The organism is Aurantiacibacter sp. KMU-128, from assembly GCF_056933515.1.
This window is the reverse complement of the sequence record NZ_JBXORT010000001.1, coordinates 347,501-373,325: the sequence shown is the minus strand read 5'-3', so window position 1 is coordinate 373,325 and position 25,825 is coordinate 347,501. Positions and strand designations below refer to the sequence as shown.

At 63.2% G+C, this 25,825-nt stretch carries 28 protein-coding genes and 1 tRNA gene (1 of these 29 only partly in view); 17 read left to right on the top strand and 12 right to left on the bottom strand.

Features of this window, described 5'->3' with window-relative positions:
* Positions 1-14: 14 nt before the first annotated feature.
* Both ACS0VV_RS01905 and ACS0VV_RS01900 read left to right on the top strand, forming a co-directional pair.
* On the top strand, positions 15-2,042 hold the full coding sequence (locus tag ACS0VV_RS01905; protein WP_483531047.1) for an alpha/beta hydrolase family protein: 2,028 nt from the start codon (positions 15-17) through the stop codon (positions 2,040-2,042).
* 58 nt (positions 2,043-2,100) lie between these two features.
* A complete protein-coding gene (locus ACS0VV_RS01900) occupies positions 2,101-2,619 on the top strand; it encodes a hypothetical protein (RefSeq protein ID WP_483531046.1) in 519 nt (172 codons plus the stop codon).
* 7 nt (positions 2,620-2,626) lie between these two features.
* Here ACS0VV_RS01900 and ACS0VV_RS01895 read toward each other — a convergent pair whose 3' ends face one another.
* Entirely contained in the window at positions 2,627-3,523 is an 897-nt protein-coding gene (locus tag ACS0VV_RS01895; RefSeq protein WP_483531045.1) for a MipA/OmpV family protein, read from the bottom strand.
* Positions 3,524-3,656: 133 nt separating this feature from the next.
* On the opposite strand from ACS0VV_RS01895, the gene ACS0VV_RS01890 reads away from it, so the two are divergent.
* The 8 genes from ACS0VV_RS01890 to ACS0VV_RS01855 all read left to right on the top strand — a co-directional run bounded on the left by ACS0VV_RS01890 (position 3,657) and on the right by ACS0VV_RS01855 (position 11,787).
* Positions 3,657-4,388 carry a DUF2059 domain-containing protein gene (locus ACS0VV_RS01890; protein WP_483531044.1) on the top strand — a complete coding sequence of 244 codons (732 nt, stop codon included), beginning with the start codon at positions 3,657-3,659 and terminating at the stop codon, positions 4,386-4,388.
* A gap of 59 nt (positions 4,389-4,447) precedes the next feature.
* Complete coding sequence (crtY, locus tag ACS0VV_RS01885; protein ID WP_483531043.1) at positions 4,448-5,662, top strand: lycopene beta-cyclase CrtY; 1,215 nt, start codon at positions 4,448-4,450, stop codon at positions 5,660-5,662.
* Positions 5,659-7,170, top strand: coding sequence for a phytoene desaturase (locus ACS0VV_RS01880; RefSeq protein WP_483531042.1), 1,512 nt, complete (start codon positions 5,659-5,661; stop codon positions 7,168-7,170). The genes crtY and ACS0VV_RS01880 overlap by 4 nt, the downstream gene beginning before the upstream one ends.
* A 29-nt stretch (positions 7,171-7,199) precedes the next feature.
* Positions 7,200-7,655, top strand: a complete 456-nt coding sequence (locus ACS0VV_RS01875) for a surface-adhesin E family protein (protein WP_483531041.1) — start codon at positions 7,200-7,202, stop codon at positions 7,653-7,655.
* On the top strand, positions 7,656-8,237 hold the full coding sequence (locus ACS0VV_RS01870; RefSeq protein ID WP_483531040.1) for an LOG family protein: 582 nt from the start codon (positions 7,656-7,658) through the stop codon (positions 8,235-8,237).
* Positions 8,234-9,313 (top strand): phytoene/squalene synthase family protein, encoded by a 1,080-nt coding sequence (locus tag ACS0VV_RS01865; protein ID WP_483531039.1) that lies wholly within the window; start codon positions 8,234-8,236, stop codon positions 9,311-9,313. Before ACS0VV_RS01870 ends, ACS0VV_RS01865 begins: the two co-directional genes overlap by 4 nt.
* A gap of 75 nt (positions 9,314-9,388) precedes the next feature.
* Positions 9,389-9,856, top strand: coding sequence for a nuclear transport factor 2 family protein (locus tag ACS0VV_RS01860; RefSeq protein ID WP_483531038.1), 468 nt, complete (start codon positions 9,389-9,391; stop codon positions 9,854-9,856).
* On the top strand, positions 9,853-11,787 hold the full coding sequence (locus tag ACS0VV_RS01855; RefSeq protein WP_483531037.1) for an acetyl/propionyl/methylcrotonyl-CoA carboxylase subunit alpha: 1,935 nt from the start codon (positions 9,853-9,855) through the stop codon (positions 11,785-11,787). Before ACS0VV_RS01860 ends, ACS0VV_RS01855 begins: the two co-directional genes overlap by 4 nt.
* A 21-nt stretch (positions 11,788-11,808) precedes the next feature.
* Here the strand turns inward: ACS0VV_RS01855 and ACS0VV_RS01850 are convergent, their stop codons facing one another.
* Positions 11,809-13,077: a multidrug effflux MFS transporter gene (locus ACS0VV_RS01850; RefSeq protein WP_483531036.1), complete on the bottom strand. Its 1,269-nt coding sequence runs from the start codon at positions 13,075-13,077 to the stop codon at positions 11,809-11,811.
* A 76-nt stretch (positions 13,078-13,153) separates the two neighbouring features.
* Here ACS0VV_RS01850 and dinB point away from each other — a divergent pair, with 76 nt between their 5' ends.
* On the top strand, positions 13,154-14,269 hold the full coding sequence (dinB, locus tag ACS0VV_RS01845) for a DNA polymerase IV (protein ID WP_483531035.1): 1,116 nt from the start codon (positions 13,154-13,156) through the stop codon (positions 14,267-14,269).
* 127 nt (positions 14,270-14,396) lie between these two features.
* Here dinB and ACS0VV_RS01840 read toward each other — a convergent pair whose 3' ends face one another.
* From ACS0VV_RS01840 to ACS0VV_RS01815, 6 genes are all read right to left on the bottom strand, one after another.
* Positions 14,397-14,864, bottom strand: coding sequence for an NUDIX hydrolase (locus ACS0VV_RS01840; protein ID WP_483531034.1), 468 nt, complete (start codon positions 14,862-14,864; stop codon positions 14,397-14,399).
* A complete protein-coding gene (locus ACS0VV_RS01835; protein WP_483531033.1) occupies positions 14,852-15,472 on the bottom strand; it encodes a 6-phosphogluconolactonase in 621 nt (206 codons plus the stop codon). Before ACS0VV_RS01835 ends, ACS0VV_RS01840 begins: the two co-directional genes overlap by 13 nt.
* 72 nt (positions 15,473-15,544) lie before the next feature.
* Positions 15,545-16,006, bottom strand: a complete 462-nt coding sequence (locus ACS0VV_RS01830) for a Dps family protein (RefSeq protein ID WP_483531032.1) — start codon at positions 16,004-16,006, stop codon at positions 15,545-15,547.
* A 95-nt stretch (positions 16,007-16,101) separates the two neighbouring features.
* A complete protein-coding gene (locus ACS0VV_RS01825) occupies positions 16,102-16,620 on the bottom strand; it encodes a TMEM165/GDT1 family protein (RefSeq protein WP_483531031.1) in 519 nt (172 codons plus the stop codon).
* A gap of 155 nt (positions 16,621-16,775) precedes the next feature.
* Positions 16,776-16,849: transfer RNA gene (locus ACS0VV_RS01820), tRNA-Gly, on the bottom strand.
* Between the two features lie 38 nt (positions 16,850-16,887).
* Positions 16,888-17,340 (bottom strand): MaoC family dehydratase, encoded by a 453-nt coding sequence (locus ACS0VV_RS01815; RefSeq protein WP_483531030.1) that lies wholly within the window; start codon positions 17,338-17,340, stop codon positions 16,888-16,890.
* 66 nt (positions 17,341-17,406) lie between these two features.
* Here ACS0VV_RS01815 and ACS0VV_RS01810 point away from each other — a divergent pair, with 66 nt between their 5' ends.
* The 5 genes from ACS0VV_RS01810 to ACS0VV_RS01790 all read left to right on the top strand — a co-directional run bounded on the left by ACS0VV_RS01810 (position 17,407) and on the right by ACS0VV_RS01790 (position 21,306).
* Complete coding sequence (locus ACS0VV_RS01810; RefSeq protein WP_483531029.1) at positions 17,407-17,712, top strand: I78 family peptidase inhibitor; 306 nt, start codon at positions 17,407-17,409, stop codon at positions 17,710-17,712.
* A gap of 29 nt (positions 17,713-17,741) precedes the next feature.
* Positions 17,742-18,155: a hypothetical protein gene (locus tag ACS0VV_RS01805; protein ID WP_483531028.1), complete on the top strand. Its 414-nt coding sequence runs from the start codon at positions 17,742-17,744 to the stop codon at positions 18,153-18,155.
* 71 nt (positions 18,156-18,226) lie between these two features.
* A complete protein-coding gene (locus ACS0VV_RS01800) occupies positions 18,227-19,372 on the top strand; it encodes an acyl-CoA dehydrogenase family protein (protein WP_483531027.1) in 1,146 nt (381 codons plus the stop codon).
* A gap of 144 nt (positions 19,373-19,516) precedes the next feature.
* Positions 19,517-20,572 carry an enoyl-CoA hydratase/isomerase family protein gene (locus tag ACS0VV_RS01795; RefSeq protein WP_483533479.1) on the top strand — a complete coding sequence of 352 codons (1,056 nt, stop codon included), beginning with the start codon at positions 19,517-19,519 and terminating at the stop codon, positions 20,570-20,572.
* Between the two features lie 176 nt (positions 20,573-20,748).
* Entirely contained in the window at positions 20,749-21,306 is a 558-nt protein-coding gene (locus tag ACS0VV_RS01790) for a hypothetical protein (RefSeq protein WP_483531026.1), read from the top strand.
* 15 nt (positions 21,307-21,321) lie between these two features.
* On the opposite strand, the gene ACS0VV_RS01785 is transcribed toward ACS0VV_RS01790, so the two are convergent.
* From ACS0VV_RS01785 to ACS0VV_RS01770, 4 genes are all read right to left on the bottom strand, one after another.
* Positions 21,322-22,116: a fructosamine kinase family protein gene (locus ACS0VV_RS01785; protein WP_483531025.1), complete on the bottom strand. Its 795-nt coding sequence runs from the start codon at positions 22,114-22,116 to the stop codon at positions 21,322-21,324.
* The gene (locus ACS0VV_RS01780) at positions 22,113-22,571 is read right to left on the bottom strand and encodes a low molecular weight protein-tyrosine-phosphatase (RefSeq protein ID WP_483531024.1); all 459 of its coding nucleotides are present in this window, start codon (positions 22,569-22,571) and stop codon (positions 22,113-22,115) included. Before ACS0VV_RS01780 ends, ACS0VV_RS01785 begins: the two co-directional genes overlap by 4 nt.
* A 9-nt stretch (positions 22,572-22,580) precedes the next feature.
* Positions 22,581-23,912 (bottom strand): alkaline phosphatase PhoX, encoded by a 1,332-nt coding sequence (locus ACS0VV_RS01775; protein ID WP_483531023.1) that lies wholly within the window; start codon positions 23,910-23,912, stop codon positions 22,581-22,583.
* A 103-nt stretch (positions 23,913-24,015) separates the two neighbouring features.
* The gene (locus tag ACS0VV_RS01770; protein ID WP_483531022.1) at positions 24,016-25,209 is read right to left on the bottom strand and encodes a DUF2235 domain-containing protein; all 1,194 of its coding nucleotides are present in this window, start codon (positions 25,207-25,209) and stop codon (positions 24,016-24,018) included.
* 120 nt (positions 25,210-25,329) lie between these two features.
* Here ACS0VV_RS01770 and ACS0VV_RS01765 point away from each other — a divergent pair, with 120 nt between their 5' ends.
* Positions 25,330-25,825, top strand: the 5' portion of a protein-coding gene (locus ACS0VV_RS01765) for an O-acetyl-ADP-ribose deacetylase (RefSeq protein ID WP_483531021.1). The gene runs 29 nt beyond the window's last position; 496 of the gene's 525 nt are visible here — the first part of the coding sequence; its start codon is at positions 25,330-25,332; the stop codon falls past the right edge of the window.

The window sequence follows — 25,825 nt, the reverse complement described above, 5'->3', positions numbered from 1 at the left end:
TCGAGAGGATACAGATGACCCATTTCCGCCCCGCTTTGCTCGCCACGGCGCTGATCCTGCCCGCCGTCCCCGCCGCTGCGCAAGAGGTGATGACGCCTGCCGATGTCGCGCGCATCGAAAGCACCGGCACCATCGCGCTCAGCAATGACGGCTCGACCATCGCCTACACCCGCGTCCACGCGCCCGATGTCTCGCAGGGCGAGCCCGACGGCGGTTCGCGCCAGCAGCTGATGCTCGCCGAGGGCCCGATGGATGTGGCCGCGTGGCTGCCCGAGGATATGCGCATTTCCGGCGTGGACTTCACCCCCGATGGCGGCATGGTGACCTTCCTGTGGACGCCCACCGGCGGGGATCGCGGCGTTTACGGTGTTCCCGTGGGCGGCGGCGCCTATCGCCAGCTCGGCGGCGTGGCAGGCGCGGGCGTGCAGGCCTATGGTTTCGCGCCCGATGGCAGCCAGCTCTATATGCTCGTCGGCGCGGCTCCGAACCCGCAACGCGCTGCCGAAAGCCGCGCGGGTTTCGATGCGGTGGTTTACGAGGAAGAGCTGCAATTCAACAGGATGTTCGTCGCCAACACCGGCGACAGCGTAGACACAGCACCGCGCGAAATCGCCATTCCCGGCTATGTCGACAGTTTCCAAATCGCGCCGTCGGGCGACTGGGCGCTGATCACCAGCGCGCCGACGCCGCTGGTGGATGACAGCTACACCGCCCGGCGCCCGCATATCCTCAACCTGACCGACGGCAGCCTGCTGACGATTGAGACACCGGGCAAGCTGGGCGATCTGGAAATCTCCCCTGATGGCTCGCAGCTGTCGATGATCGCAGGCGTTTCGGCGAACGATCCGGCGGATACCACGCTGCATCTCGTCGATACCGCGACGGGCGCTTTCCGCGCAATCAATGCCGGTGCTGCCGAAGCGGCGACCGATACCGAGTGGATGGCCGATGGCCGCTTGGCCGTCAGCGTCGATGTCGGCGTGCAGAGCGTGCTGCGCTTCTACTCCGCCGATGGCGCGCTGCTGCGCGAATATGATACCGACGGCTTGATCCTCACAGGTCTGGAGCAGGGCGGCAACCGGCTGGCGGTGGAAGCCAATTCGCCGAGCCATCCCAACGAGCTGTTCCTGTTTACCGGGCGCGGGTTCGAACGCTGGACCGATCACAATCCGTGGCTGGCGAACATCGCCATGGGTGCCCAGCGCGCCTACACCTTTACCGCGCGTGATGGCACCGAGATCGAAGGCGTATTGATCGAGCCGGTGGGCGGCGTGCCCGAAGGCGGCGCTCCGCTGATCCTCGATGTGCATGGCGGGCCGGAAGCGCATGAAAGCAATGGCTGGGTCACCAATTATTCCGGCCCTGGCCAGGTCGCTGCGGGACAGGGCTATGCCGTGTTCCTGCCCAATTATCGCGGCTCGACCGCCTATGGCACCGAATTTTCCATGCAGCACCAGGGCGATGCGGCAGGCGTCGAGTTTGACGATCTGGTCGATGCCAAGCGCGCACTGGTGGCAGAAGGCATTGCCGATGCCGACCGCGTGGGCGTGACCGGCGGCTCCTATGGCGGCTTTGCCACCGCATGGAGCAGCACGCATTATTCGGAAGAATTTGCCGCCGGCGTGATGTTTGTCGGTATCTCCAACATCCTCTCCAAATGGGGCACGACCGATATTCCGACCGAGGAATACAACGTCCACGCCCGCCGCTATCCGTGGGAGGAATACGAACAGACCCTGCGCCGCAGCCCGATCTACTGGGCCGACCGTGCCGATACGCCTTTGCTGATCCTGCACGGCGATGCCGACCCGCGCGTCAGCCCGACGCAGAGCGCGGAGCTCTATCGCCACATCCGCGTGCGCCGTCCCGATACGCCGGTGCGGCTGGTATGGTATCCCGATGAAGGCCACGGCAACGCGATGGCGGCGGCGCGGTATGACTACAATCTGCGCATGATGGAGTGGTTCGACACCTATCTGATGACCGGCGACCGCGACGCCCCGATGCCCGCCCCGCGTCCGGATCTGGGGCTGGAAGACTGATCCTGCTGCGCGGTGGTGCGGGTTGCAACCACGTGCACCACCGCGACAGGCATAGCCCATGAACCTGCAAGCCTTCCTCTTGCTCGCCTTCATGGGGATCGGCCTGACGGCTTTCGCACTCACCGGCCTGACGGCGGTTGGCAGCGAAGTGCACTGGGCCGCCCGCGCGGCTTGCGCCCCGATGGCCGCTCTCTGCCTGTGGGGCGGGTTTGCGGGCCTGCATTCGATCTGGCGTGCGCACCGGGCGCGGAGGAACGGAACACCCGTAACCGGCAAACTCTACGGCTGGTTCTCGGGACGCGACGGGCGTTCACGCTCGGTGACCTGCCTGCTCATGGTCGAAGGCGCGATTTACAGCGTGCAGATACTCGAGGAGCGCTTCAACCTGCGCGCTTATCCCTTGGGAACCATGCACCCTGTGGACGCATGGATCGACGCGGCCGAAGTGGTGGCGATTGATCGCGACGGCGTTCCGCTCGAAATCCAAGCGCCTGGCTCGGAAATTGCTCCGGGCGAGCAATATGCCCTGCCGCCCGGCCTGCTCGCGCAGCTGGATGGCCGCGCAAGCCGCAAATGATCGAGCGTTACAACCCGAACGTGTAAGTCAGTCCGATGCCGCCGAGAAACTGGTCACGCGATCCGCGAATGCTGGTGAAAGGCGTCTCTGCCGCATCGCCGAGCAGGCGCGAATACCCGGCGATCACGATCACGCCCAACCCGCCATTCAGCGCATTGCCGTCAAGATCGAAGCCCAATAGCAGCGTGCTGCTGACCGAGCGGAAACCGCCGCCATCGGGCTCGAACGCGGGCAGCGCATCCTGTGGCGGGCCGGTGAAGGCGAGCGGGTCTGAGGTCAGATAGTAGCCCTGGAAATTTGCGTCCGCCCATTCGGCGCCGAAATTCAGATTGGCGAAGATGCCGAGGCTCAGGGGTGTACTGTAGGACACGGTCGGGTTGACCGTAAAACCGTCATGCGCGCCCGCCACATCGAACAGCACCGAAGTGCCGACGCTGATCGAGTCTACCGGAATAAGCACGCCGTCAAAGCTGACGCTGGCGTGCGGGCCGACTTCGATCGCCGTGTCGAGTTCGCCATATTGTTCGGCAATGTCGTCCACAATGCGGCCATTGCGATCCCCGCGCACGCGCGCGGCGAGGCCGAAATCGAACGAGACATCGCCATCGCCATCAGGCACGAAGTCAAGCTGCACACCGCCCGCGCTGGGGTTGATATCGATGCCGCCGATGGAACCGATAATCACCGGCAGGACATTGGGCGTGTAATCGTCGGAGCCGGAATAGGACGGCGATAACGCTCCACCCACGCCCACGGTCACAAAGTCACCGCCCAGCACCGAATTGGCAAAGTCGATCTGCGGGCGACCGCTCGCGCGCTCGTCACCGCTTTCCTGCGCCAAAGCAGCGGCAGGCGTGACAATGGCAAGCAAGGCCGCACAGGTGGTGGCAGGGCAAAAATTCATTATGCAATAATCCCGTCTGTAGTGCCGTTGAAACAGTCGGGCGGGCCAAGCGGTTCCACTGTGCGGTAAATTCTTCGCAGTTGGTGCGAACAGCACTTTGCGCGCCGGTGCAGCCAATGATACACAGAGGCCTATGAAAAAGCACATTCTTCTCCCTTTCATTGCGCTTGCACTTGTGCAGGCCCCTCCGGCTCTCGCTGCGGCCAACGAGGCACAGGTTCTCGCCGATGCGCAGCAGACCGAGGGCTATCAACGGCTCTACCGCGTGCTGGTGTCCGATCCGGGCGGGCTGGGCGCACGGCGACTGGCGGATATCATGGTGGAAATCATGGGCTCGGCGACCCCGCTCCATGCGGAAATCGAAGCGGCCACTCCGGGCTTCCAAGCCGCATTGGCAGAAGCACTGACACCGCTCGTCACCAGCTACATGACACGCAACCGCAATCTGCACGAAGCCGATTTCGTCGCCGCCATCGCCCCGCTGATGAGCGAGGAGGAAGCGGTGGAAATCGCCGAACTCTATGAAAGCGATCTCGGCCAGCGGATGCTGCGCACCACGCGGAGCAATTACCAGCTCGAATTGAGCCAGGAACGGCTCATGTCCGAGGACGAGTTTACCCGCGAAGATGCGCAGCGATCGGTCGAAGCCACCACCGCCACCGCGATGCAGGATCTGACGCAGGGCGAAATCGAAGCCATCGGCGCCATACTCATGGGCAATCCGCGAATGCTGCAAAACATGATGGCGCTGCGTGAACCGATGCTGGCCATCCGCGTATCGATGGATAACGAGCCGATGACCGGGGTCGAGGAAGCGCAGCTGCAGGAAATCTACGCCAGCGTGTTGGCACGCTACGGGCACTGAACGGACGGCGAAGCGCCGCCCCCATTGCGCCTGCCACGCGATACGCTAAGGCACTGCGCATGAGCGGTCGCACCTGTGATATTGCCATTGTCGGCGGCGGATTGTCGGGCGGACTGATCGCGCTCGCGCTCCGCCAGCAGCGCCCTGAACTCAGCGTGCGCGTGATCGAAGGCGGCGCGGCCATCGGCGGCAATCACCGCTGGAGCTGGTTCTCCACCGACCTTTCGCCTGCGGGCGAGGCGTTGATGGCTCCGTTTCGCAAGACCGAATGGATGCACGGCTATGACGTGCGCTTCCCCGGCCTGACCCGTACGCTGGAGGCCGATTACCGCTCGCTCGCCAGCCCCGATTTCGCTGCCACTCTGGAGCGCGAACTCGCGCCCGGCACGCTGCTGACGAACCGGCGCGTCGCGCAAATCGCAGCAGACCGCGTGCTGCTGGAAAGCGGCGAGGAGATCACCGCGCGCTGCGTGATCGATTGCCGCGGTTTTACCCCGTCCGCGACGCTGCGCGGCGGCTGGCAGGTCTTCATGGGGCGCCACATCCGCACCGCCGGGCCGCACGGCATCACTCGCCCCGTTATCATGGACGCGCAGGTCGACCAGTTGGCTCCGGCGGGCAATGGCGGCGCATACCGGTTCGTCTATGTCCTGCCGCTGGGGCTTGAAGAGGTGTTTGTCGAGGACACCTACTACGCCGATACGCCGCAGCTTGATCGCAGCGCGCTGTCGGGCCGGATCGACCAATATTGCCGCGCGCATGGCATCGATGGCGAGCCGGTAGCGTTTGAAACAGGCGTGCTGCCCGTCATCACCGGCGGCGATTTTGCTGCTTATCAGGCAGAGCAGCGCATTCCCGGCGTGGCGATTGCGGGCGGGCGCGGCGGGTTTGTCCACCCGCTCACCAGCTATACGCTGCCCATTGCGGTCAATATCGCGCTGGCGATTGCCGAGGATGCGGATTTGCCTGGAGACCAGCTCGCAGCCAAGCTGGAAGCCGAAGCGCGCCGCCACTGGAGCCGCATGGGATTCTACCGTGCGCTCGGCCGGATGCTGTTCCACGGCGCGGCGCCGCACCACCGATACCGCATTTTTGGACGGTTTTACGGCCTGCCCGAGCCGCTTATCGAGCGCTTCTATGCCGGTGGCTCGACACTTTTTGACAAGTTGCGTGTTCTCTCCGGCAAACCGCCCATACCCATCCATCGCGGCGCGCGGGCGCTGCTGGCCAAATCGCCCAGCCTCCTCGCGCCAGACACCAAGGACATTCGATGAGCACTCCTGAAGGAAGCACCGCCAAGGGGCGCACCGCCTGCGTGATCGGCGCAGGGTTCGGCGGCATGGCGCTCGCCATGCGGCTGCAAAGCGCTGGCATCGCCACCACTGTGATCGAAGGCCGCGACAAGGTGGGCGGGCGCGCCTATCACTGGCAGCAGGACGGCTTCACCTTTGACGCTGGCCCCACCGTCATCACCGATCCGCCCTGCCTGAAAGAGCTGTGGGAGCTGACCGGTCACGATATGGCAGAAGACGTCGAGCTGATGAATGTCATGCCCTTCTACCGCCTCAACTGGCCCGACGGGACGAATTTCGACTATTCGAATGACGAGGCGGATCTGCGAAAGAATATCGCCAAGCTCGATCCCGCCGATATCGCGGGTTACGACCGCTTCCTGCAATATTCCGCCGATGTGCACCGCGAAGGCTATCTGAAGCTGGGCACGGTGCCTTTCCTCGATTTCAAGTCGATGCTGAAGGCCGCCCCTGCGCTTGCCAAGCACCAGGCGTGGCGCAGCGTCTATTCGACCGTGAGCAGTTTCGTGCGCAACGAGAAGCTGCGCGAGGCGCTCTCCTTCCACACGCTGCTGGTCGGCGGCAGCCCGTTCAAGACAAGCGGTATCTACGCGCTCATCCACAAGCTGGAAAAGGATGGCGGCGTGTGGTGGGCGCGCGGCGGCACCAACCGCCTGATCGCCGGAATGGTGCGCCATTTCGAGCGGCTGGGCGGCACGATGATCGTCGGCGATCCGGTGGAAAAGGTCGAAACGACCGGCAACCGCGCCACCGGCGTTGTCACCAAAAGCGGCTGGCGCGGCGATTTCGATGCGGTGGCGAGCAATGCCGACATCATGCACTCGTACAAAGACCTGCTGGGTGACAGCCATCGCGGCAAAAGCTACGCCAAGTCACTGAAGCGCAAGAGCTTCTCGCCCTCGCTCTTCGTCGTGCATTTCGGGCTGGAAGGCACCTGGCCGGGCATTCCGCACCACATGATCCTGTTCGGCCCGCGCTATAAGGGGCTGGTGGACGATATCTACGCCAAGGGCACGCTGCCTGCCGATTTCTCGATCTATCTGCACCACCCGACCGTTACCGATCCGAGCATGGCGCCCGAAGGCAAGAGTACGTTCTATGCGCTGGTACCGGTCGCCAATATGGGCAAGATGCCGATCGATTGGGACACGGTGGGGCCGGAGCTGGAAAAGCGCGTGCTCGACGAAGTGGGCCGCCGCCTGATCCCCGACATCCACGACCGGATCGTGACCAAGTTCCACTATGCGCCGAAAGACTTCGCGCAGGACCTGAACGCGCATCTGGGCAGCGCGTTCAGCCTCGAACCGCTGCTGTGGCAAAGCGCCTATTTCCGCGGCCACAACCGCGACGATGTGATCAACAATTTCTACCTCGTCGGCGCAGGCACCCACCCAGGCGCAGGCATTCCGGGCGTTGTGGGAAGCGCGAAGGCAACGGCAGGATTGATGGTGGAGGATTTGCTGGGGTGAAAATCCTCCCCGGCACGGGGAGGGGGACCATGCGCAGCATGGTGGAGGGGCAAGTGACCATAGAACAACACATAAAGATTGCCGCTACAGCGTTACTAGCTGCATCGATCTACTTGTCGTCCCCGGCATCAGCGCAGACAACGCAAATGGTTCTAATGGGCTTTGGCGAGGACGATAACGGGACGAGCTATACTCTTGAATTGGACTCGGTCAGGCCCACGACCTATCGGGGTGACCTCGAACTTTTGCAAGCATGGGTCATGCAGAATCACGAAACCGATAGAACTATCTTACATTCTATAAGCCGCATCCGCTCATACTATGATTGCAACAGGCGCATGACAGCTGTTGCGGCTGTTATAGAATACGATCAAAGCTTCATTGTACAGTCTTCTGTCGAATTGGCTGCCCCGCAATTCCGCGCACCGGCTTCGGACAGCATCGAAATGAGAATTCTTGAGCAAGTTTGCAGGGTTGGAATTTAGATGAACCGCATCGCAGTCTATTGCGGCTCCGCTACGCCGGAGGATCCGCGTTATATCGAACTTGCCCGTGAAGTCGGCTCCACTCTCGCCGAGCGCGGCATCGGCGTCGTCTATGGCGGCGGCAAGGCGGGGCTGATGGGCGCGATTGCCTATTCCGCGCTCGAGGCGGGGGGCGAGGTCATCGGGGTTATCCCGCAGGCGCTGGTCGATATGGAAGTCGCCAATCCCGATTGCACCGAACTCCACGTCGTGCAGACCATGCACCAGCGCAAGCAGCTCTTCACCGATATGTCGGACGGGTTCATCACCCTGCCCGGCGGTGTGGGCACGATGGACGAATTGTGGGAAGCGATCAGCTGGGCGCAATTGGGCTATCACAGCGATCCGGTCGGCCTGCTCAACGCCTTTGGCTATTATGACGGGCTGGTGGAATTCTATGCCAAGATGGCGGAGACGGGCTTTGTCCGCCCGATGCACAAGGACATTATGATCGTCGCCGAAACGCTCGCTGAACTGCTGGCGAAGATGGAAGCCTATGAACCGATCCAGACCATCGTGCAGATGAAGGTCGAGGATTTGTGAAACGCATCAAACCGCGCCCCCTCGTCGCCAGCCATGTGGTGAAAGCCACGCCGCGGCAGGTGGGCGGCGGGCGGCCCCGCGCGGCGCTGGTCGAGAAGGCGAAGGCGAGCATCGCCAAGGGCTCCAAGAGTTTTGCCGTTGCTTCCATGCTGCTCGACCGCACGACGCGCGAGCGGACGCATCTGCTCTATGCCTGGTGCCGAAAATGCGATGATATTGCCGACGGGCAGGATCACGGCGGGGAGCTGAAGCTCGACAAAGCGAGCGCGCTCGACCGCGTGGAAGCCATCCGCATCCTCACCCACCGCGCGCTGGACGGCCAGCCGACCGCCGAAGTAGCCTTCGACGCCTTCGGCCTGGTGGCAGCGGAGACCGGCCTCACCAAAGACATGGCCGACGATGTAATCGACGGGTTCCAGCTTGATGCCGAAGGCTGGCGACCGCGCACCGAAGGCGATCTGATGCGCTATTGTTTCCACGTCGCGGGCGCGGTCGGCGTGATGATGGCGCAGGTGATGGGAGTGCCCGCCGATGCGGAGGACACGCTCGACCGTGCCTGCGATCTGGGCCTCGCGTTCCAGCTCAACAATATCGTGCGCGATATCTGGGAGGATGACGCGGCGGGCCGCTGCTACATTCCCGAGGAATGGCTGGTGGAGGCGGACATTCCGCCGGGGCAGCACATGAAGCCGATGTATCGCGAGCGGCTGGTGGAAATCGCCCGCCGCATGGTCGATATGGCGAAGCTGCACGATGCCCGCGCGCGGATCGGTGCAGGCCACCTCGCCTTCCGCCAGCGTTGGGCGATCCTTGCCGCGGCGAATATCTATGGCGAAATCGGGCGCGAGGTTGTGGCGCAAGGGCCAGCCGCGTGGGACCACCGCGTCTACACCACCGGTTTGCAGAAGCTCGGCCTTGTCGGTGCGGGGCTGGTGGAAGCGGTCAGCGGCTCCTACCCGCCCGAGGCAGAGCCATTATGGACGCGCGCCGATCTGACGGCCATGGCGCGCAAGGATCGGCCAGTGCCGGACATCCGGGACACCCCGCTGCCGGATGAAGACGTGCGCCCCGCCTGACGCCAAGGCGTTCATCGGCTTTCGGTTGCAATTGCGGGCCGCCGCGGGCATCTCTGCGCCGGAGGAGGAACCCCGATGAAACGCCTGTTTGCACCCCTTTTCGCAGCCCTTGCCCTGCTTGTTGCCCCCGCCACGCTCCACGCGCAAGACGCCGGGCCGGAAGCGACCGTGATCGCCTTTATGGACGCCTTCAGCGCCAAGGACGCCGAGGCGATGACCGCATTGATGATGCCGGATACGGTGGTCGCATCGGTGCAGGAACTCGATGGGCCGGATGATGTCGGCTTCAGCCCAATGGCTGATCTGGTCGCGCAATTGGCGGGCCTGCCCTTCGACATTGCCGAGCCGCTGTGGGATCTGCGCACGCAGGAATTCGGGACCGTGGCGGTGGTTTCGGCCAGCTATGACTTCCTCATCAACGGAAACCGCAGCCATTGCGGCACCGATATCTTCACGCTGATGCGGGTCGACGGGGCGTGGAAGATCGCCACCATTACCTACAGCCACGAAACCGAAGGCTGCGAGGGGCCGCCCGCCGAATGATTGCAAAACTCCTCATCGCCAATCGCGGCGAGATTGCCTGCCGGATTATCCGCACCGCCCGCGCCATGGGCGTGGCGACGGTGGCGGTCTATTCGGATGCCGATGCCAAAGCGCTGCACGTGCGCCAAGCGGATGAGGCGGTGCATATCGGCCCCTCGCCCGCTGCCGAGAGCTATCTGGTCGGCGAGAAGATCATCGCGGCAGCCAAGGCAACGGGCGCGGAGGCGATCCATCCCGGCTACGGCTTCCTGTCCGAGAACGCCGGTTTTGCACAGGCGGTGATCGATGCGGGGCTGATCTGGGTCGGCCCCAAGCCTTCGAGCATCGATGCGATGGGCCTTAAAGATGCCGCCAAAAAGCTGATGCGCGCGGCGGGCGTGCCGGTCACGCCGGGCTATGAGGGCGAGGATCAGTCGCCGGAAACTCTGGCAAACGAAGCCAAGAAAATCGGTTACCCGGTCTTAATCAAAGCGGTCGCGGGCGGCGGCGGCAAGGGGATGCGCAAAGTCGAGGCGGAGCAAGACTTTGAGTCGGCTCTGGAAAGCTGCAAACGTGAAGCGCGCTCCAGCTTTGGCAATGACGAAGTTCTGCTCGAAAAATGGATTAACTCGCCGCGCCATATCGAGGTGCAGGTGTTCGGCGACAGTCACGGCAACGTGGTCCACCTGTTCGAGCGCGATTGCTCGCTGCAACGCCGCCACCAGAAGGTGATCGAGGAAGCTCCCGCCCCCGGCATGGACGGGGCGACCCGCGAAGAGATCTGCGCCGCCGCAGTGCGCGCGGCAAAAGCGGTTGATTACGAGGGCGCGGGGACAATCGAATTTATCGCCGACGCCAGCGAAGGCCTGCGCGCCGACCGCATCTTCTTCATGGAGATGAACACCCGCCTGCAGGTGGAGCATCCGGTGACCGAAGAGATCACCGGTGTGGACCTCGTCGAATGGCAACTGCGCGTGGCGAGCGGCGAGCCGATTCCGCTTCGCCAAGAAGAGCTCAGCATCAATGGCTGGGCGATTGAAGCGCGGCTCTATGCCGAAGACCCGGCGAAGGGGTTTTTGCCGAGTACGGGGCGGTTGGAGCATTTCGACCTCGGCCATCAAGGCCGGATCGAAACCGGCGTTGAGGAAGGCGACGAGATCAGCCCGAACTACGATCCGATGATTGCCAAATTGGTTGCTTGTGGCGACGACCGTGAGGCGGCGCGTGAGCTTCTGCTGGAGATGATCCAGTCAGCATGGGTCTTTCCCGTTAGGTCGAACGCGGCATTTCTGGCGAGCTGTTTGAAAGATGAGTCGTTCGTTTCGGCAGACCTGGACACCGGGTTGATTGAGCGGCGAGGCGAAACTCTAACCAAAGTCGAAATTCCGAACGAGGCGCTCGGTGCTGGCGCACTCGTTTATCTTGAGCCTCATCTCAACACCAAAATGCTCGCCCCCTTGGCCGATATCTCTGGCCAATTGGGTTGGGCGCCGGTCGGCAATGATCGCTTCAATTCGATGTTCGGTTTTCGTCTGAACGGCCCGGCAAACCGCAAGGTTCGCCTGTCCGTGGATGGTCGCGCCGAAGTGGTCGATCTTGAGCGAACTGGCATTCAGAATCCGAGCGAGCGCAACTGGCGCAAGAAAGGCGTCTGGATTCAAAAGGGCGAAAGTCTTTCCCACTATTTCGCAGCGGAACCGCGCGTGGAAGGCGGCCCCGGAGCCGCCGCCGATGGCGACATCCTTGCGCCGATGCCGGGCAAGGTCATCGCGGTCGATGTGGCGGAGGGCGATACCGTCACCGCGGGCCAGCGGCTGCTGGTGCTCGAAGCGATGAAGATGGAACACGCCCTCACCGCGCCCTTCGATGGTGTGGTGGCGGAGCTTTCCGCCAGCGAAGGTGCGCAGGTTCAGGTGGAAGCGCTGCTGGTGCGGGTTGAGGCGGCGGAATAGCAGCCTCCCCGCCGCCCTCGCCTAGCGTTCGGGGGGCGGCACCACCGGCACCCGCTTCCCGATATTCACCCGCCGGAACAAATGCCCCCGCTCGCTGAACAGCACGATGGCGAGCGCGAGCAGGCCGCAGGCGAGCATGGCGTAGGCGAGCGGCAGCGTCGTTCCGTCATACCTCCCGCCGATCACCGCGCCCAAAATGGCGCCCGTGCTCATGCGCACCGCCGTCTGCGCGCTGCTGGCGGCGCCCGCGATGTGGTAGAAAGGTTGCATCGCGATGGAGGAGAAATTCGCGCCGACAAAGCCGAGCATCGCCATCGATAGCGCCATCAGCCCCATGAATTGCCATAGCGGCTGCTCCGCCTGCGCGGCGCTCCACACTTGCAGCACCGAAACGCCGATAAAGACGAACAGCGCCGCATGGCTCAGCCGCCGTGCGCCGAATTTCTCGACAATGCGCGAATTGGTGAAATTCGCCGCCACCATGCCGAGCACGCCGCTGGCAAAGATCAAAGCGAAATAATCGCCCATGCCGAATGTCTCGGAAATGATCTGCTGGCTCGAATTGAGGAAGCCGAACAGCGAGCCGAACACCAGCGCGCTGCCAACGACATAGCCGATGCTCTCGCGCGCCCAGAGCGCCTTGCCCATGTTCCGCAGGATCGTCGGCACGCGGATGTCCTGCACATTCTCAGCATTGAGTGTTTCGGGCAGGCGCAGCCACGCCCAGATGCCGATCAGCGTGCCCATCACCGCCATCACATCAAAAATCGCGCGCCATCCGAACAGATACATAATGCCCTGCCCGATGGCCGGCGCGACGATGGGGACGACGAGGAAAATCATCATGATCAGGCTCATCAGCCGCGCCATTTTGTCGCCGCCCACCTGGTCGCGCACAATGGCGGCGGGCACCACGCTGAGGCCGGCGCACAGCACACCTTGCACCAGCCGGAAGGCGATCAGCAAATCGTAATTGGTCACCAAGGAGCAGGCGAGTGACAGCGCGACATAGGCGATCAGCGCCAGCGCCAGCACCGGCCGCCGCCCGAAGCGGTCAGCAAAGGCCCCGGGGAAGAACGCCCCGATCCCGCCGCCGAGGAAGTAGGCGCCGATCACCAATTGCCGCGAATTGCCCTCTGCGCCCATATCCTCCGCGATCTGGCCGAGCGCGGGGAGCATGGAATCGATGCCGAACGCCTGCAAGCTCATCAGCGAGGCCATCAGCACGATCATCTCGCGCTCGCTCAAGGTCTTGCCCCGATGGGCGGGAAGGCTCGGCGCACTGCTCATGGAATCGTTCTTGCGCGTATAGGTTGCAAAAGGAAAGCCTTTTGCCCCGCGTCTTTGATCCGCCTATATCACTGCGATGGCTGATGTGCAGGACAGCGATGACGATGCCGAGGCGGATGGCCTCCGCAAGATCATCCATGTCGATATGGACGCCTTCTTCGCCAGCGTCGAACAGCGCGACCATCCCGAATTGCGCGGCAAGCCGGTGGCGGTGGGCGGCGCGGGCGGGCGCGGCGTGGTCGCGGCGGCGAGTTACGAAGCGCGCAAATTCGGCGTGCGCAGCGCGATGCCTTCGGTCACCGCCAGACGCAAATGCCCTGACCTGATCCTCGTGAAGCATCGCTTCGATGTGTACCGCGAGGTCTCGGCGCAAATCCGCGCGATCTTTCGTCACCACACCCCGCTGGTCGAACCGCTGAGCCTCGACGAGGCCTATCTCGACGTGACCGAGGATATTCACGGCATCGGCAGCGCGACCGCCATCGCGCAGGCGATCCGCAAGGCGATACGCGAAGAAACGCAGCTGACCGCGAGCGCGGGGGTGAGTTACAACAAATTCCTCGCCAAGCTGGCGAGCGACCAGAACAAGCCCGATGGCTTGTGCGTCATCCGCCCCGGCGAAGGCGCGGCTTTCGTGCAGTCGCTGCCCGTGCAGCGGTTCCACGGCGTGGGGCCGAAGGGTGCGGAGAAAATGGCGCGGCTCGGCATCGAGACAGGGGCCGATCTAGCGGCCAAGGATGCCGACTGGCTGCGCGCGCATTTCGGCAGTTTCGGCGATTACCTGTTCCGCGCGGCACGCGGCATTGATCTCAGACCCGTGCGCCCCAACCGCATCCGCAAGAGCATTGGCGGGGAGCGGACGTTTGGCGAGGACATTTCCTCTGGGAGCAAGCTGCGCGAGACGCTGGACGGGATTATCGACATCGTATGGGGCCGCATCGCCGAGAAAGAGGCGAAGGGGCGTACTGTGACGCTCAAGGTCAAATTCACCGATTTCCAGACGATGACGCGGGCGCGGTCATTGGATCGGGCGGTGGCGGACAAGGCCGAGTTTGCGCGTCTGGCGCATGAATTGCTGGCGGCGGAATTGCCCCTGCCGCTGCCGATCCGGCTGATGGGCGTGACGCTGAGCAATCTGGAGCGGGAGGCGGAGGAAGAGGTTGAGGACAGCGCGCAGCTTAGTTTGCTGTAGTCATCCCCTCCCTTGAGGGAGGGGCAGCGAGACTTGGCAGCTTGCTGCCTAGTCGCAGCGGGGTGGGCTTCCGGCGCTTGTTGTTTACAGGCCCTCCCCCAGCCCCTCCCGCAAGCGGGAGGGGAGGCTAAAGCAAACCCAAAGCGCTCAACCTCTCCTGCGTCACTCTTGTCAGCTTCGCCCCCGCCAGCTCCTCCACCGCAAACCAGCGCGCCTCCGCCAGTTCGCGCCCGTCGACCACCGGATCGCGGTCTGGGCGCGCGGTGAACAGGTGTCCGGTGTGCTGCGCGCCGGAAATCACCTCGGAGAACGTCCGCAGCAGTTCCAGCTCTTCCAGTTCGCAGCCAAGCTCCTCGCGCATTTCGCGGCGCGCGCCTTCAGCCGGATCATCGTTGCGGCCAATCCCGCCACCGGGCAGCGCCCAGCCGGCAGGGCCATAGCTGTGCCGCACCAGCAGCACGCGGCCCTCGCCATCGCGCAGCACCACGGCGACACCGAACAGGTCGGGCTTCCAGACCTTGCGGAAGATTTTGCGCAAGGCGTGCGCCCGGCGCAGGCCCAGCCGGTGCAGCGGGGCCGGGATCAGGTGAAGCATACCACCTTCTGGTCCGCCGCGCCGAGCAGCCGCGCGACCGGCAGATCATGCCCGCCTGCCGCCCCTGCATCGAACACTGGGCGCTTCTCCTCGCCGCGAATAACGAACATCAGCGCATCGCTGTCGAGCAATGCCGGAATGGTGAGCGTAATGCGGTCGAAGGGAGCCTCGGGCGGCAGCGGATCGGGCGTGAGGCGCTTGATGCGCGCGGGCTCGTCCACTTGCGGATCGGTATTGGGGAAGAGGCTGGCGATATGCCCGTCCGCCCCCATACCGAGCCACACCATGGCGAAACGTGGCGGCGCCGCGGTCTCGGACAGCGTCACAACACTGGCGCCAACCGGTTCCAGCAAAGCGCGGATCTTGCCGGTATTGCTGGCAGGATGGTCTTCGGGAACGATGCGGTCATCGCCCGGCCACACATCGATCCGCGACCAGTCGAGACCGGTCCTGGTCAGCGCCTCGAAAATCGGGAACGGGGTGGAACCGCCGGGCACGCTGATGGCGATGCGCCCCTCGCTGTCGGCAAGCGCGCCCTGCAGATAGTCTTCCAGAAACGCCGCAATCTGCGCGTCGCTTGCACTTTCGATGATGTTAATGTCAGCCATGCCCTCTCCCTAAACACAAAACCGCCACCGGGCGAGACCCGGCGGCGGCTTTCGATACGTATGCGCCAGCGCTTAGTTGAGCGTCGAGCTGAGGAACCACACGCGCTCCTCCGCCATATCGGTCCAATCGTCGAGCAGACCATCGGTCGCGTTGTCGCCCGCTTCTTCGGCGTGCTTCTTCAGCGCCTTCAGCCGTTCGACCAGCTTCTGGTTATCATCGTGCAGCTCGGTAATCATCGCCTCGGCCGACAGCGAAGTGTCGTCCTGATCGGCAATCTGCGTCACCTGCGCAACCGAGCCGATGCTGGTGAGCGTCATCGCTCCGTTCTTGCGCACCCGCTCGCCAATCGCGTCGATCTGGTCGCGGATCTCGATGGCCTGCTCGTCAAACAGCAGGTGCAAATCGCGGAAACGCGGGCCGGTGACGTGCCAGTGAAAATTCTTGGTCTTGAAGTATAGCGCCAGGTGATCGGCCAGAAGGCCGTTCAGACCATCGATCAGTGCGGTTTTCGAATTGTCTCCGGCGTGTGCCATAAATGTGTCCTTTCAATGTCTTCTTTGCCTCACGAACGGGCGAGGACAGGACATTGTTCCGGAAAACAATCGACCGCATTGATCGCTTTTGACGATTATTGAAGTGCGGCAGGCGGGAAGAATACGATTATTGCGCCCGCAGCCAGCAACACCGCACCAACTGCAAAGCGCAGCACTGTTCGCGGCAATTTGTGCCAATCCTCGCCCGCCAGCGCGGCAAAGCCGGTGACAATAATAACCGCCAAAGCGCCGCCAATGGCGACAAGCACGGGCTCAGCCGTCGCCACCGCCAGCGACAGGATCACCAGCCCGCTGGCATCGGCGAGAACACCAGCAAACAGCACAATGCCAAGCGCGCCCAGCGACTGCGTTGGCTCTTTGGGCGCGGGCGGCGCGTCGAGGAAGATCACTTCGAGTGCGGCAAACACCAATGCCGCGGCGACAAACCAGCTTTGCTGGCGCGGCGTAAAGAGCGGCGCGAACTCGCCCGCCAGCCAGGCCGCCAGCGCGCAGGCGCCCATAGCAACGATCGCGATAACGACAAGCAACGCACCCGTAGATGCCCCAGCTGCCGAAAACCGCGCCACCCGCACCGCCTCCCGCCCCGCCAGCATGGCAAGCGCAGTGGCGAGAAAGGCAAGGAAAAGGGCGGTGATGGGGCAAGCTCCGGTCTATTCGGTCCCGACAATCATATGGAGCAGTCCTCCCGTCCTCAAGTAGCGAAGCGATAGGACAACCGAGTGTCAGCGAAGCGGTAGGACAGAAAATATGGAGCGGGTGAAGGGAATCGAACCCTCGTCGTCAGCTTGGGAAGCTGCTGCTCTACCATTGAGCTACACCCGCTCGGGCAGCGCGGCGCATACTATCGCGGCTTTGTGCGGTCAATCGGGTCGCTTGTTTTGCAGGCTCGCCCGCTTGCAACTCGCCACCAGCGTTCCGTGCTGGTTGAAGGCGCGGTGGGCGAAAGTAACGATGCCTTGCGCGGGGCGGCTCTTGCTTTCGCGCAGATCGAGCACTTCGGATTCGATCCGCAAAGTGTCACCGACAAATACCGGCGCGGGGAAGCGCACTTCGTCCCAGCCGAGATTGGCGGCGGCGGTGCCCTGCGTCGTGTCATTGACGCTGATTCCTACCATCAGGCTGAGCGTGAAGCACGAATTAACCAGCACGCGGCCATATTCGGTGCCTTTCATATATTCGGCATCAAGATGCAGCGCGGCGGGATTGTGCGTCATGGTGGTGATCATGACATTGTCGGTTTCGGTCACCGTGCGCCGCAAGGGATGATCGAACACCTGCCCGACAGTAAATTCCTCGAACCACAAACCGGCCATAGCTGCGCGCCTCCTCTTGGCCCAGTCGCCTAGCGGGTTTGCGCGCTTTGCGCTAGAATGCGGCGCATGAAACAGCTCTGCACCATACTCGCCCTTCCCCTGCTCGCCGCTTGCGCCACCACTGCGCCAGATGCGGGCGAAGACCCGCCGATGCGCGCCGCACCGGAGGGCGAATGCGATGCGACCCGCGCGCAAGCGCATCTGGGGGAACGGGCTACAGCGGAGGTCGGCCAGCATCTGCTGGGCGCGACCGGCGCGCGCACCCTGCGCTGGATCCCCCCGCGCTCGGCCGTGACGATGGATTACCGGATGGACCGGCTGAATGTAGAGTATGACGATTCCTTCACCATCACGCGGATACATTGCGGCTGATCTCACGCGAATCACTTCTAACGAGAGTCATGATGGAACCGCTGAAATCTGTTTCGCTGCTCGCGCTGCCATTGCTGCTGGCGGCCTGTGGTGACGATCTGGAGAGCCGCAATGCCGCGGTGGGAAGCACTGCCAGCATTTCCGGGAGCGATCTGGCAACTGCCGGGCGCACGCAGACAGGGTCTTCCCAGGCGCGGCCTGCAGCCACCAACAACGGCGCTGACGACACGGCAACCCAGCCCGCGTTCGGCAGCGAGGGCGACAGCGAAGAGGATCCGCCGGTCGTCCATGCTGAACCACACGATCTGATTATCAGCACCGAGGGTTTCGCGCCCGAACCGATGGACAATGCCACCGGCTTCGCGCCCCGCCCTACCGCGCCCGAGCCGTTCAACCCCAATCCGGTTCCCGAACAGCCCGCACAGGTCCAACGGGCGCAATAATATCGCCCATCGCACTGGTTGCACCTGCAATCACTTCCTGACATTGGGAAGCGCAGGAGACGCAACGCACCATGACCGGACAATTCCAGCTCAATGAAGACCAGCTCGCCATTCAGGAAATGGCGCAGCGTTTCACCGCCGACAACATCACTCCGCACGCGGGCGAGTGGGATGAGAAGCACCACTTCCCCGTCGATCTCATCAAAAGCACGGCAGAGCTGGGCTTTGGCGGGATTTATGTCAGCGAGGAATCGGGCGGCATCGGCCTCGGCCGGTTGGAAGCCGCGCTGATCATGGAAGCCATGGCCTATGGCTGCCCGACGACAAGCGCCTTTATCTCGATCCACAATATGGCCGCATGGATGATCGACACCTTCGGGTCGGACGATCTGAAGGGCCGCTACCTGCCCGATCTCATCAGCATGGAGAAGCTGGCGAGTTACTGCCTCACCGAACCCGGCAGCGGGTCGGACGCGGCGGCGCTGAAAACCAGCGCCAAGCTGGATGGCGAGCATTATGTGCTCAATGGCACCAAGCAGTTCATTTCCGGCGGCGGGGTGAACGATATCTATGTCGTGATGGTGCGTACGGGCGAACACAAGACGCGCGGCATCACCTGCTTGGTGGTCGACAAGGACACGCCGGGCGTCAGCTTCGGCGCGCCGGAGAAGAAACTCGGCTGGAACGCCTCCCCCACCGCGCAGGTGATTTTCGAAGACGCCCGCGTGCCGGTTGCGAACCGTGTGGGCGCGGAGGGCGAAGGTTTCCGCTTTGCCATGGCGGGCCTCGATGGGGGCCGTTTGAATATCGGCGCGTGTTCGCTCGGCGGCGCGCAGCGTTGCCTTGACGAGGCGATTGCCTATTCGAAGGATCGCCAGCAATTCGATACGCCGATTGCCGATTTCCAGAACACACAGTTCATGCTCGCCGATATGGCGACCGAGCTGGAGGCGGCGCGCGCGCTGCTCTACCTCGCCGCTGCGAAGGTCACCGATGGCGCGCCCGACAAGACCCGTTTCTCCGCCATGGCCAAGCGGCTCGCGACCGATAGCGGCAGCAATGTCGTCAACAATGCGCTGCAGATTTTCGGCGGCTACGGCTATCTGAAAGACTACCCCATCGAACGCTTCTGGCGCGATTTGCGCGTGCACTCGATCCTCGAAGGCACCAACCAGGTGATGCGCATGATTGTCGGGCGCGATTTGCTGCGGCAGTGAAACATTCTTCCCCCATCGGGGGAGGGGAACCATGCGAAGCATGGTGGAGGGGCACTCTCGGCCTCTTCGAACGTTAAATGGCTTGGAATGCGGCGGGTGCCCCTCCACCACCTTCGGTGGTCCCCCTCCCCGTTCCGGGGAGGAATTATGACCGAAGTCCACATCCATACCCACGGCCCCGTCGGCCATATCTCCTTGAACCGCCCCAAGGCGCTGCACGCGCTGACGCAAGGCATGTGCGAGGCGATGTCCGAAGCGCTGCTCGCCTGGCGCGAGGATGATGCGATCACGGCCGTGATCCTCGACCATGCCGAAGGCCGCGGGTTCTGCGCGGGCGGCGATGTGGCGATGGTGCGGAAATCCGCGCTGGAGGATGACGGCGTATCGGGCCGCGCGTTTTTCCATGCCGAGTACCGACTCAACCATCTGATGTTCACCTATCCCAAGCCGATCGTCGCTTTCATGGACGGCGTGACGATGGGCGGCGGTGTCGGCATTTCGCAGCCCTGCCAGCTGCGCGTCGCGACCGAGAACACGATGTTCGCCATGCCAGAAGGCAATATCGGCCTGTTCCCCGATGTCGGTGCGGGTTGGTATCTCCCCCGCCTGCGCGGTGCGACGGGCAATTTCCTCGCGCTCACCGCCGCGCGGCTCGACGGGGCGGAGTGCAAATGGGCGGGCCTCGCCACGCATTACCTCACCAGCGAAAAACTCGCCGAAGCCAAGGCGCGGATCATTGCGGGCGAAGCGCCTGCGGGCGTGCTCGACAATATGGCAAGCCACGCGCCCAATGCGCGCATTGCGGGCAATGCCGTCAAAATCGACGCACTGTTCGGCCACGCCACGCTGGAAGCGATCATCGCCGCGCTCAAAGCCGATGGCAGCGACTGGGCGAAGAAAGAGCTGAAAGCGGTGAAGGCGAAATGCCCCACCACCGGCAAGGTCGCGCTGCGGCAATTCGCTGAGAACGCGCAGTGCGAAACTTTCGCCGACAATATGCGCATGGAATACCGTATCGCGAGCCGCATGATGCTGCGCCACGATTTCGCCGAGGGCGTGCGCGCGGTGTTGATCGACAAGGACAACAATCCGGCGTGGGATCCGGCCAAGCCCGAAGACGTGATCGACGCGCTGCTCGAAGGGATCTTCGCCGAAGACCCCGATGGCGGCGAATGGACGCCGTTTCCGGAGCTATCCTAACAGCATTTGTGTGTTGCAGTTCGACTTCCCCTGAATATCATCACTGATGCGATTTGGGGGGCAAACCGCTCGCGGGGTTAGCCTGACAGCGCTTTCCTGCTCTGCCTCCCGATGACGATTGGCAATAGTCACTTCCGCTGCGGGATCTCGTGGCGGTGACAGAGGGAGTGTATGATATGTTGAAAGTCACCCGCATTTCGTTCGCCTGCGCTTCGATTCTTGCGCTCGGCACCGCCTGCTCGACAACGACGATGGCGCAGGGTGAACCCGATTACCTTGCGAATGCTCCGTCGCTAGAGGACGAGTTGGCCGGGCCTTCGGGCACTTATGGCGGCAGCTACAGGTGCCAGGACGGCGAGCATGGCTTCTATCTCGAACTGACAACCATGGACACGATCATCGATCCTGACGAGAACGGCGTGCAGCAGGTCGTCGGCTACAATGTCGACGCGATCATCGGCTTCTTCCCGACGCTTGCGGGCCGCGATGGCCCTTCCGGCATGGTCGCGGGCAGTTTCCACGCGGAAGGTATCTGGATGGTCGGGGATTCGGGGATCAACCTCCAGCCGCGCGACTGGATCACCCAGCCCGAGGGCTACGGCGCTGCAGAGCTGCAGGGAACGCTGACCGAAATCGCACCCGGCCAGTGGCAGCTTACCGGTCGTCCGGTTGTGCCCGGCAACCCCGGTTTCTGCAGCGATCTGATCGCAACGCAGTTCGCCATTGTCGGCTAGGTTGGGCTGAGCGCGCTACACGCCCAGCGCGTGGAGCGCGCTCACCACCGGCCCGCGATAGCCGTCACCAAACAGCCGCAAATGCACCAGCAGCGGCCATAGCCGGTAAACGGGCAGGCGTTCGCGCCAGCCCGGCTCTGGCTGCAAGGCTTCGAAAAACGCATCGGGCGGGTGATCGAACAGGGTGAGCATCGCCGCATCGACCTCGCGGTCGCCGATATAGCTCGCCGGATCGATCAGCGCGGCGAGCTTGCCCTGATGGAACAGGATATTTCCGCCCCATAAATCGCCATGCAGCAGGCTCGGCGTCGGGTAGCGCGGGAGCAGATCGGGCAGGCGCGCGGCCAGCCGGTCAAGCCGCCTAGCGATGCTGCTGTCGATATGCGCCGCATGGCAGACGAGACGGCTCTCGGCCCAGAATTGCGGCCAGTCCTCGCACCGCGCATTGGCGACGGCGACGCTGCCGAAAGCGTAGTCTTCGTCCCAGCCATACGCCTCGTCGCGCGGTGCGTGGAGTAGTGCCAGCCCATCGGCGAGGCTCAGCCAATCCTTCGCCCCGTCCGCTTCGACATAGTCCATCAGCAGCAGGCCTTCGGCGCGGTGATGGATTTGCGGCGCAGGCGCACCGGTTGTCGCAATCGCTTCCAGCATCGCGCCCTCGCGCATCGCCAACGGCCCGTCCTTCGCTACCAGCGCGCGTCCGTCCGCCAGTTTGAGACAGGTCGCGCCGCCCAGATCGCCGCCCGCCAGCTTGCGCGAGGACACGACCTCGCTCCCCGTGATGGCAGTGATACGGCGCTGCCAGTTCACCTTTGCAGCTTCGCCACGATCGCGTCGGCCGCCGCGCTGACGAGCCGCCAAGTGTAATCGAAAGCATCCTCCCCGTCATAATAGGGATCGGGAACCGGCTTGCCCTCCTGCCCGGGAAGGACATCGAGCAGCAGCCCGAGCGTGGCGGTCGCATCATCCGGCATGATGCGCTTGAGGTTGGCGAGGTTCTGCCCGTCCAGCGCGAAGATGTGATCGAAATCGTAGAAATCGTCGAGAATCGCCTGCCGCCCGCGCAGGCGCGAGATATCGACTCCATGCGCAGCGGCGCAGGCCACCGCGCGCGGATCGGGTGGCTCGCCGACATGATAGGCGGCTGTTCCGGCACTATCGATCACCAGATCAAGCCCCGCCGCATCCGCCGTCGCGCGCATCGCACCTTCGGCCATGGGTGAGCGGCAGATATTGCCGAGGCAGACGAACAGGACAGATGCCATGCGCCGCGCTTATGCCGTCGGCCAAGGCCCTGTGATCGCGAGGGTCATCGTGGGGCTATAAGCATTGACGAACATGGTGCGCCCGTCGGGGCTGAAACAGGCACCTGCAGGCTCGGTCTGCAAGCGCAGGCGGGCAAAGGCATAGGCCTCGCCCGCTGGCGTAATACCGCGCAGGTAATTGTCGACCGTGTCGCCATACTGGTCTTCACACACGATCAGATCGCCAAAGGGCGAGACCACCAGATTGTCGCCAAAGCTGTATTCGCTGGCTTCGGGACTTTCGTAGAACAGCTCGAGCACGTCCGGCCCGCTGGCGCGCGGCGTGAAACGGAAGATCTGGCCTTCGCCCGCGGCGCCGCCGCTGGTTGCGGTGAAATACATCTCGCCATCGCCCATCCAGATGCCCTCGCCGCGCGCAAATATCGCCGCACCTGCAGCAGCGCCACGCGTGCGCAGATCGTCTTCGGGCGCCTCGACATTATCGAGCGTGATCCAGTGGCCTGCAACGGGCGTTCCCACCGCGATCGCTTCCGAAGCGTCAGCGCGGTTGCGGGTGTCCTGCAATCCGTCGAGCACCAGCGCCTGCAAGGTGCCGCCCGCTGCCAGATCGCCCGGCACATCGGGGATGAAGCGGTAGAACAGCGAATCCCCGCGATCCTCGGTCATATAGACGATGCCGGTTGCCGGATCGACGCAGGCGGCTTCGTGATTGAATCGGCCCATGGCGGTGAGCGGCACCGGATCGACCAGTCCGCCGCTATCGGCAGGCACTTCGAACACCCAGCCATGGTTCTGGTTGATGCGGCCACCGGCCTGCTCAACCGTCGTCGTGTTCTCTTCGCAGGTGAGCCAGGTGTTCCACGGGGTGACTCCGCCAGCACAATTGCGGATCGTGCCCGCAAGGCTGCGATATTGCCGCTCGACCTCCAAGGTCTCGGCATCAAGAATGATCGTGCTTGTACCGCCGGGAAGCGCGAGCAGGCTGCGCTGCACCGTATCGAAGGCAGGCTGCACGGCGACGAGATTGTCCTGACCGGGCGAAATTTCGTGATTGCGCACCAGTGCCAGCTTGCCATTGCCGATGTCGAAACAGCCCATGCCGTCCGCATCATCGGGGACGCCCTCGCCATCATCCATCATATCGCCAAGGCGAGAGATCACGCGGTACGAAAAGCCTTCGGGCAGATCGAGAATGCCCGCCGGATCGGGCTGCAAGGGGCCGAAGCGGTTTGCCGAAGACGGCGTGGAGAGGATCCGCGCATCGGGCGTGCATCCCGCCGCCAGCACGGCGGAGAAGGCGGTTCCGGTCAGCGCGAGAAACTTGCGGCGATCAATATGCATTGGGGAAAGTCCTCTTGCGACGAATCTGTTTGGCCGCAGTGTAGCGCGATTGGCCTTGGCAACCCACCTCGGATTTGGTCGGCCCCGCTTCCCTTGCCGCCTGTCAGTCGACAATGGTGAAGTGGCCCGGCGGCGGTGTGTTGGGCGGCCAGTCGCCTTCCTTGCGCTGCCGGGCTTCCACCGAGCGGTGCAGCTTCGCGCCATGGGGAACATGCCGGCTTTCGAACCACGGGATGATCCATCCGAGCAATGATCGTCGCCGCGAACCCGCAGGCTTGCGGCAAGGCAGGATTTCGAGCGGTTTCCATCCCCATGTCATCGAGTTCTTGCGCGGGGCCAGCGGATCGGGCGCTGTGTATTTGCTGTCCTTTTCATCCGCCATCACCAGTTTCTTGATGCTGGTCTTGGAGAAATGCAGCCCCGCGCGCTCGCCCTGCTTGATCATCCACAACAGCGGAATCTTGCACAGCGCGCTGTCTTCCTCGCGGTGACCGCCGCCAACATCGGCGTGAAAGCCAGGGAACCACACTTGCTCGACTTCCTGCGGCACGGCGCCCGCCTGATTGAACGGATTGCCGCGATATTCGCCGCCTTCCTCCCATGGCACATGGCGGAACATGGTGCGGCGTTCATCCATCGCGAGTGCGTGGAAAATGCTCTGCACACTGGGATTGCGATTGGTGAAAGCGTGGCTGGCAAGGCGGTAGCCGTAACGCGCGGGCTCGATCACCGAGGCGACCGTGTCGAACAGGCCGAGCATACGGATCGGCGGTCGGTCGGGATCGAGAATGCGCTCGAACAGCCGCATTTCGGCAAAGGCTTCGCTGGTGCTGTCGTCCTGACCGTGCTCGCCAATGCGCTTGTAAGCGCGATAGGCGTAATCGAGCAGGTTTAGGTTGCGCTTCTCCATCAGACCGAAGGCATTGATAAAGCCCGCCAGCACCCGCGCGGCATAGGCCCCGCGACTGAAGCCGCAAATATAGATGCGATCGCGCGGCGACGGCCCCGCACTCGCCGCGCCCGATTGCCCCGCCTCGTAATTCTCGACCAAAAAGCGGTACGCCTCCTTCACATTGGCATCCATGCCATAGCCCGTGGCGAGACCCCACAGCTCGACGATCTTGGTCTTGATGTTGGAAAACATCCCTGCCGAGCCGAATGTGCCAACGCCGGGATCGTAATAGACCAGCTGGTCGGGTTGCTTGGACAGAATGCCATATAGCCGCAGCACGTTGGAGCGGTGCTCGCTGATCTGGTTCGACGTGCCATCGAGCAGAATGACGATGTTCTTGGGCATGGTGCCAGTTCCCCCCCCGGTTGGCGTAGCCTATCGAAGACTTGCGCCGGTGGCGAGAGATTTGAAGTCGCTGAGTGGCTGGCCTAGTCCTCTGGAATCACGCATGAAACAGACGGCATTTTGCAGATAGAAGTCGGCGACATCACCCGTTTTGAGGGCGACGCTATCGTCAACGCCGCGAACACATCGCTGCTGGGCGGCGGCGGTGTGGACGGCGCGATCCACCGCGCGGCGGGACCCGAACTGGTCCACGAATGCCGGCTATTGGGTGGATGCAAAATCGGCCAGGCGAAGATCACACGGGGATACCGTCTGCCAGCCAAGCATATCATCCATACAGTCGGACCAAATTGGCAAGGCGGCGAAAAGGGCGAACCCGAAAAGCTCGCCTCCTGCTATCGAACATCGCTAGAGCTAGCCCGTTCGCACAGCCTGCTTACTATCGCATTTCCCGCGATCTCGACCGGACGTTTCGGCTATCCCCCTGATGGGGCGGCGGAAGTGGCAACCACCACGGCAGCCGAGATGGTGCGCAAATGGCCAGATGCCTTCGATCGCATCGTGTTCGTCTGCTTCGATCAAGCGACAGCAGACACATATCATCGAGCCTTCGGCC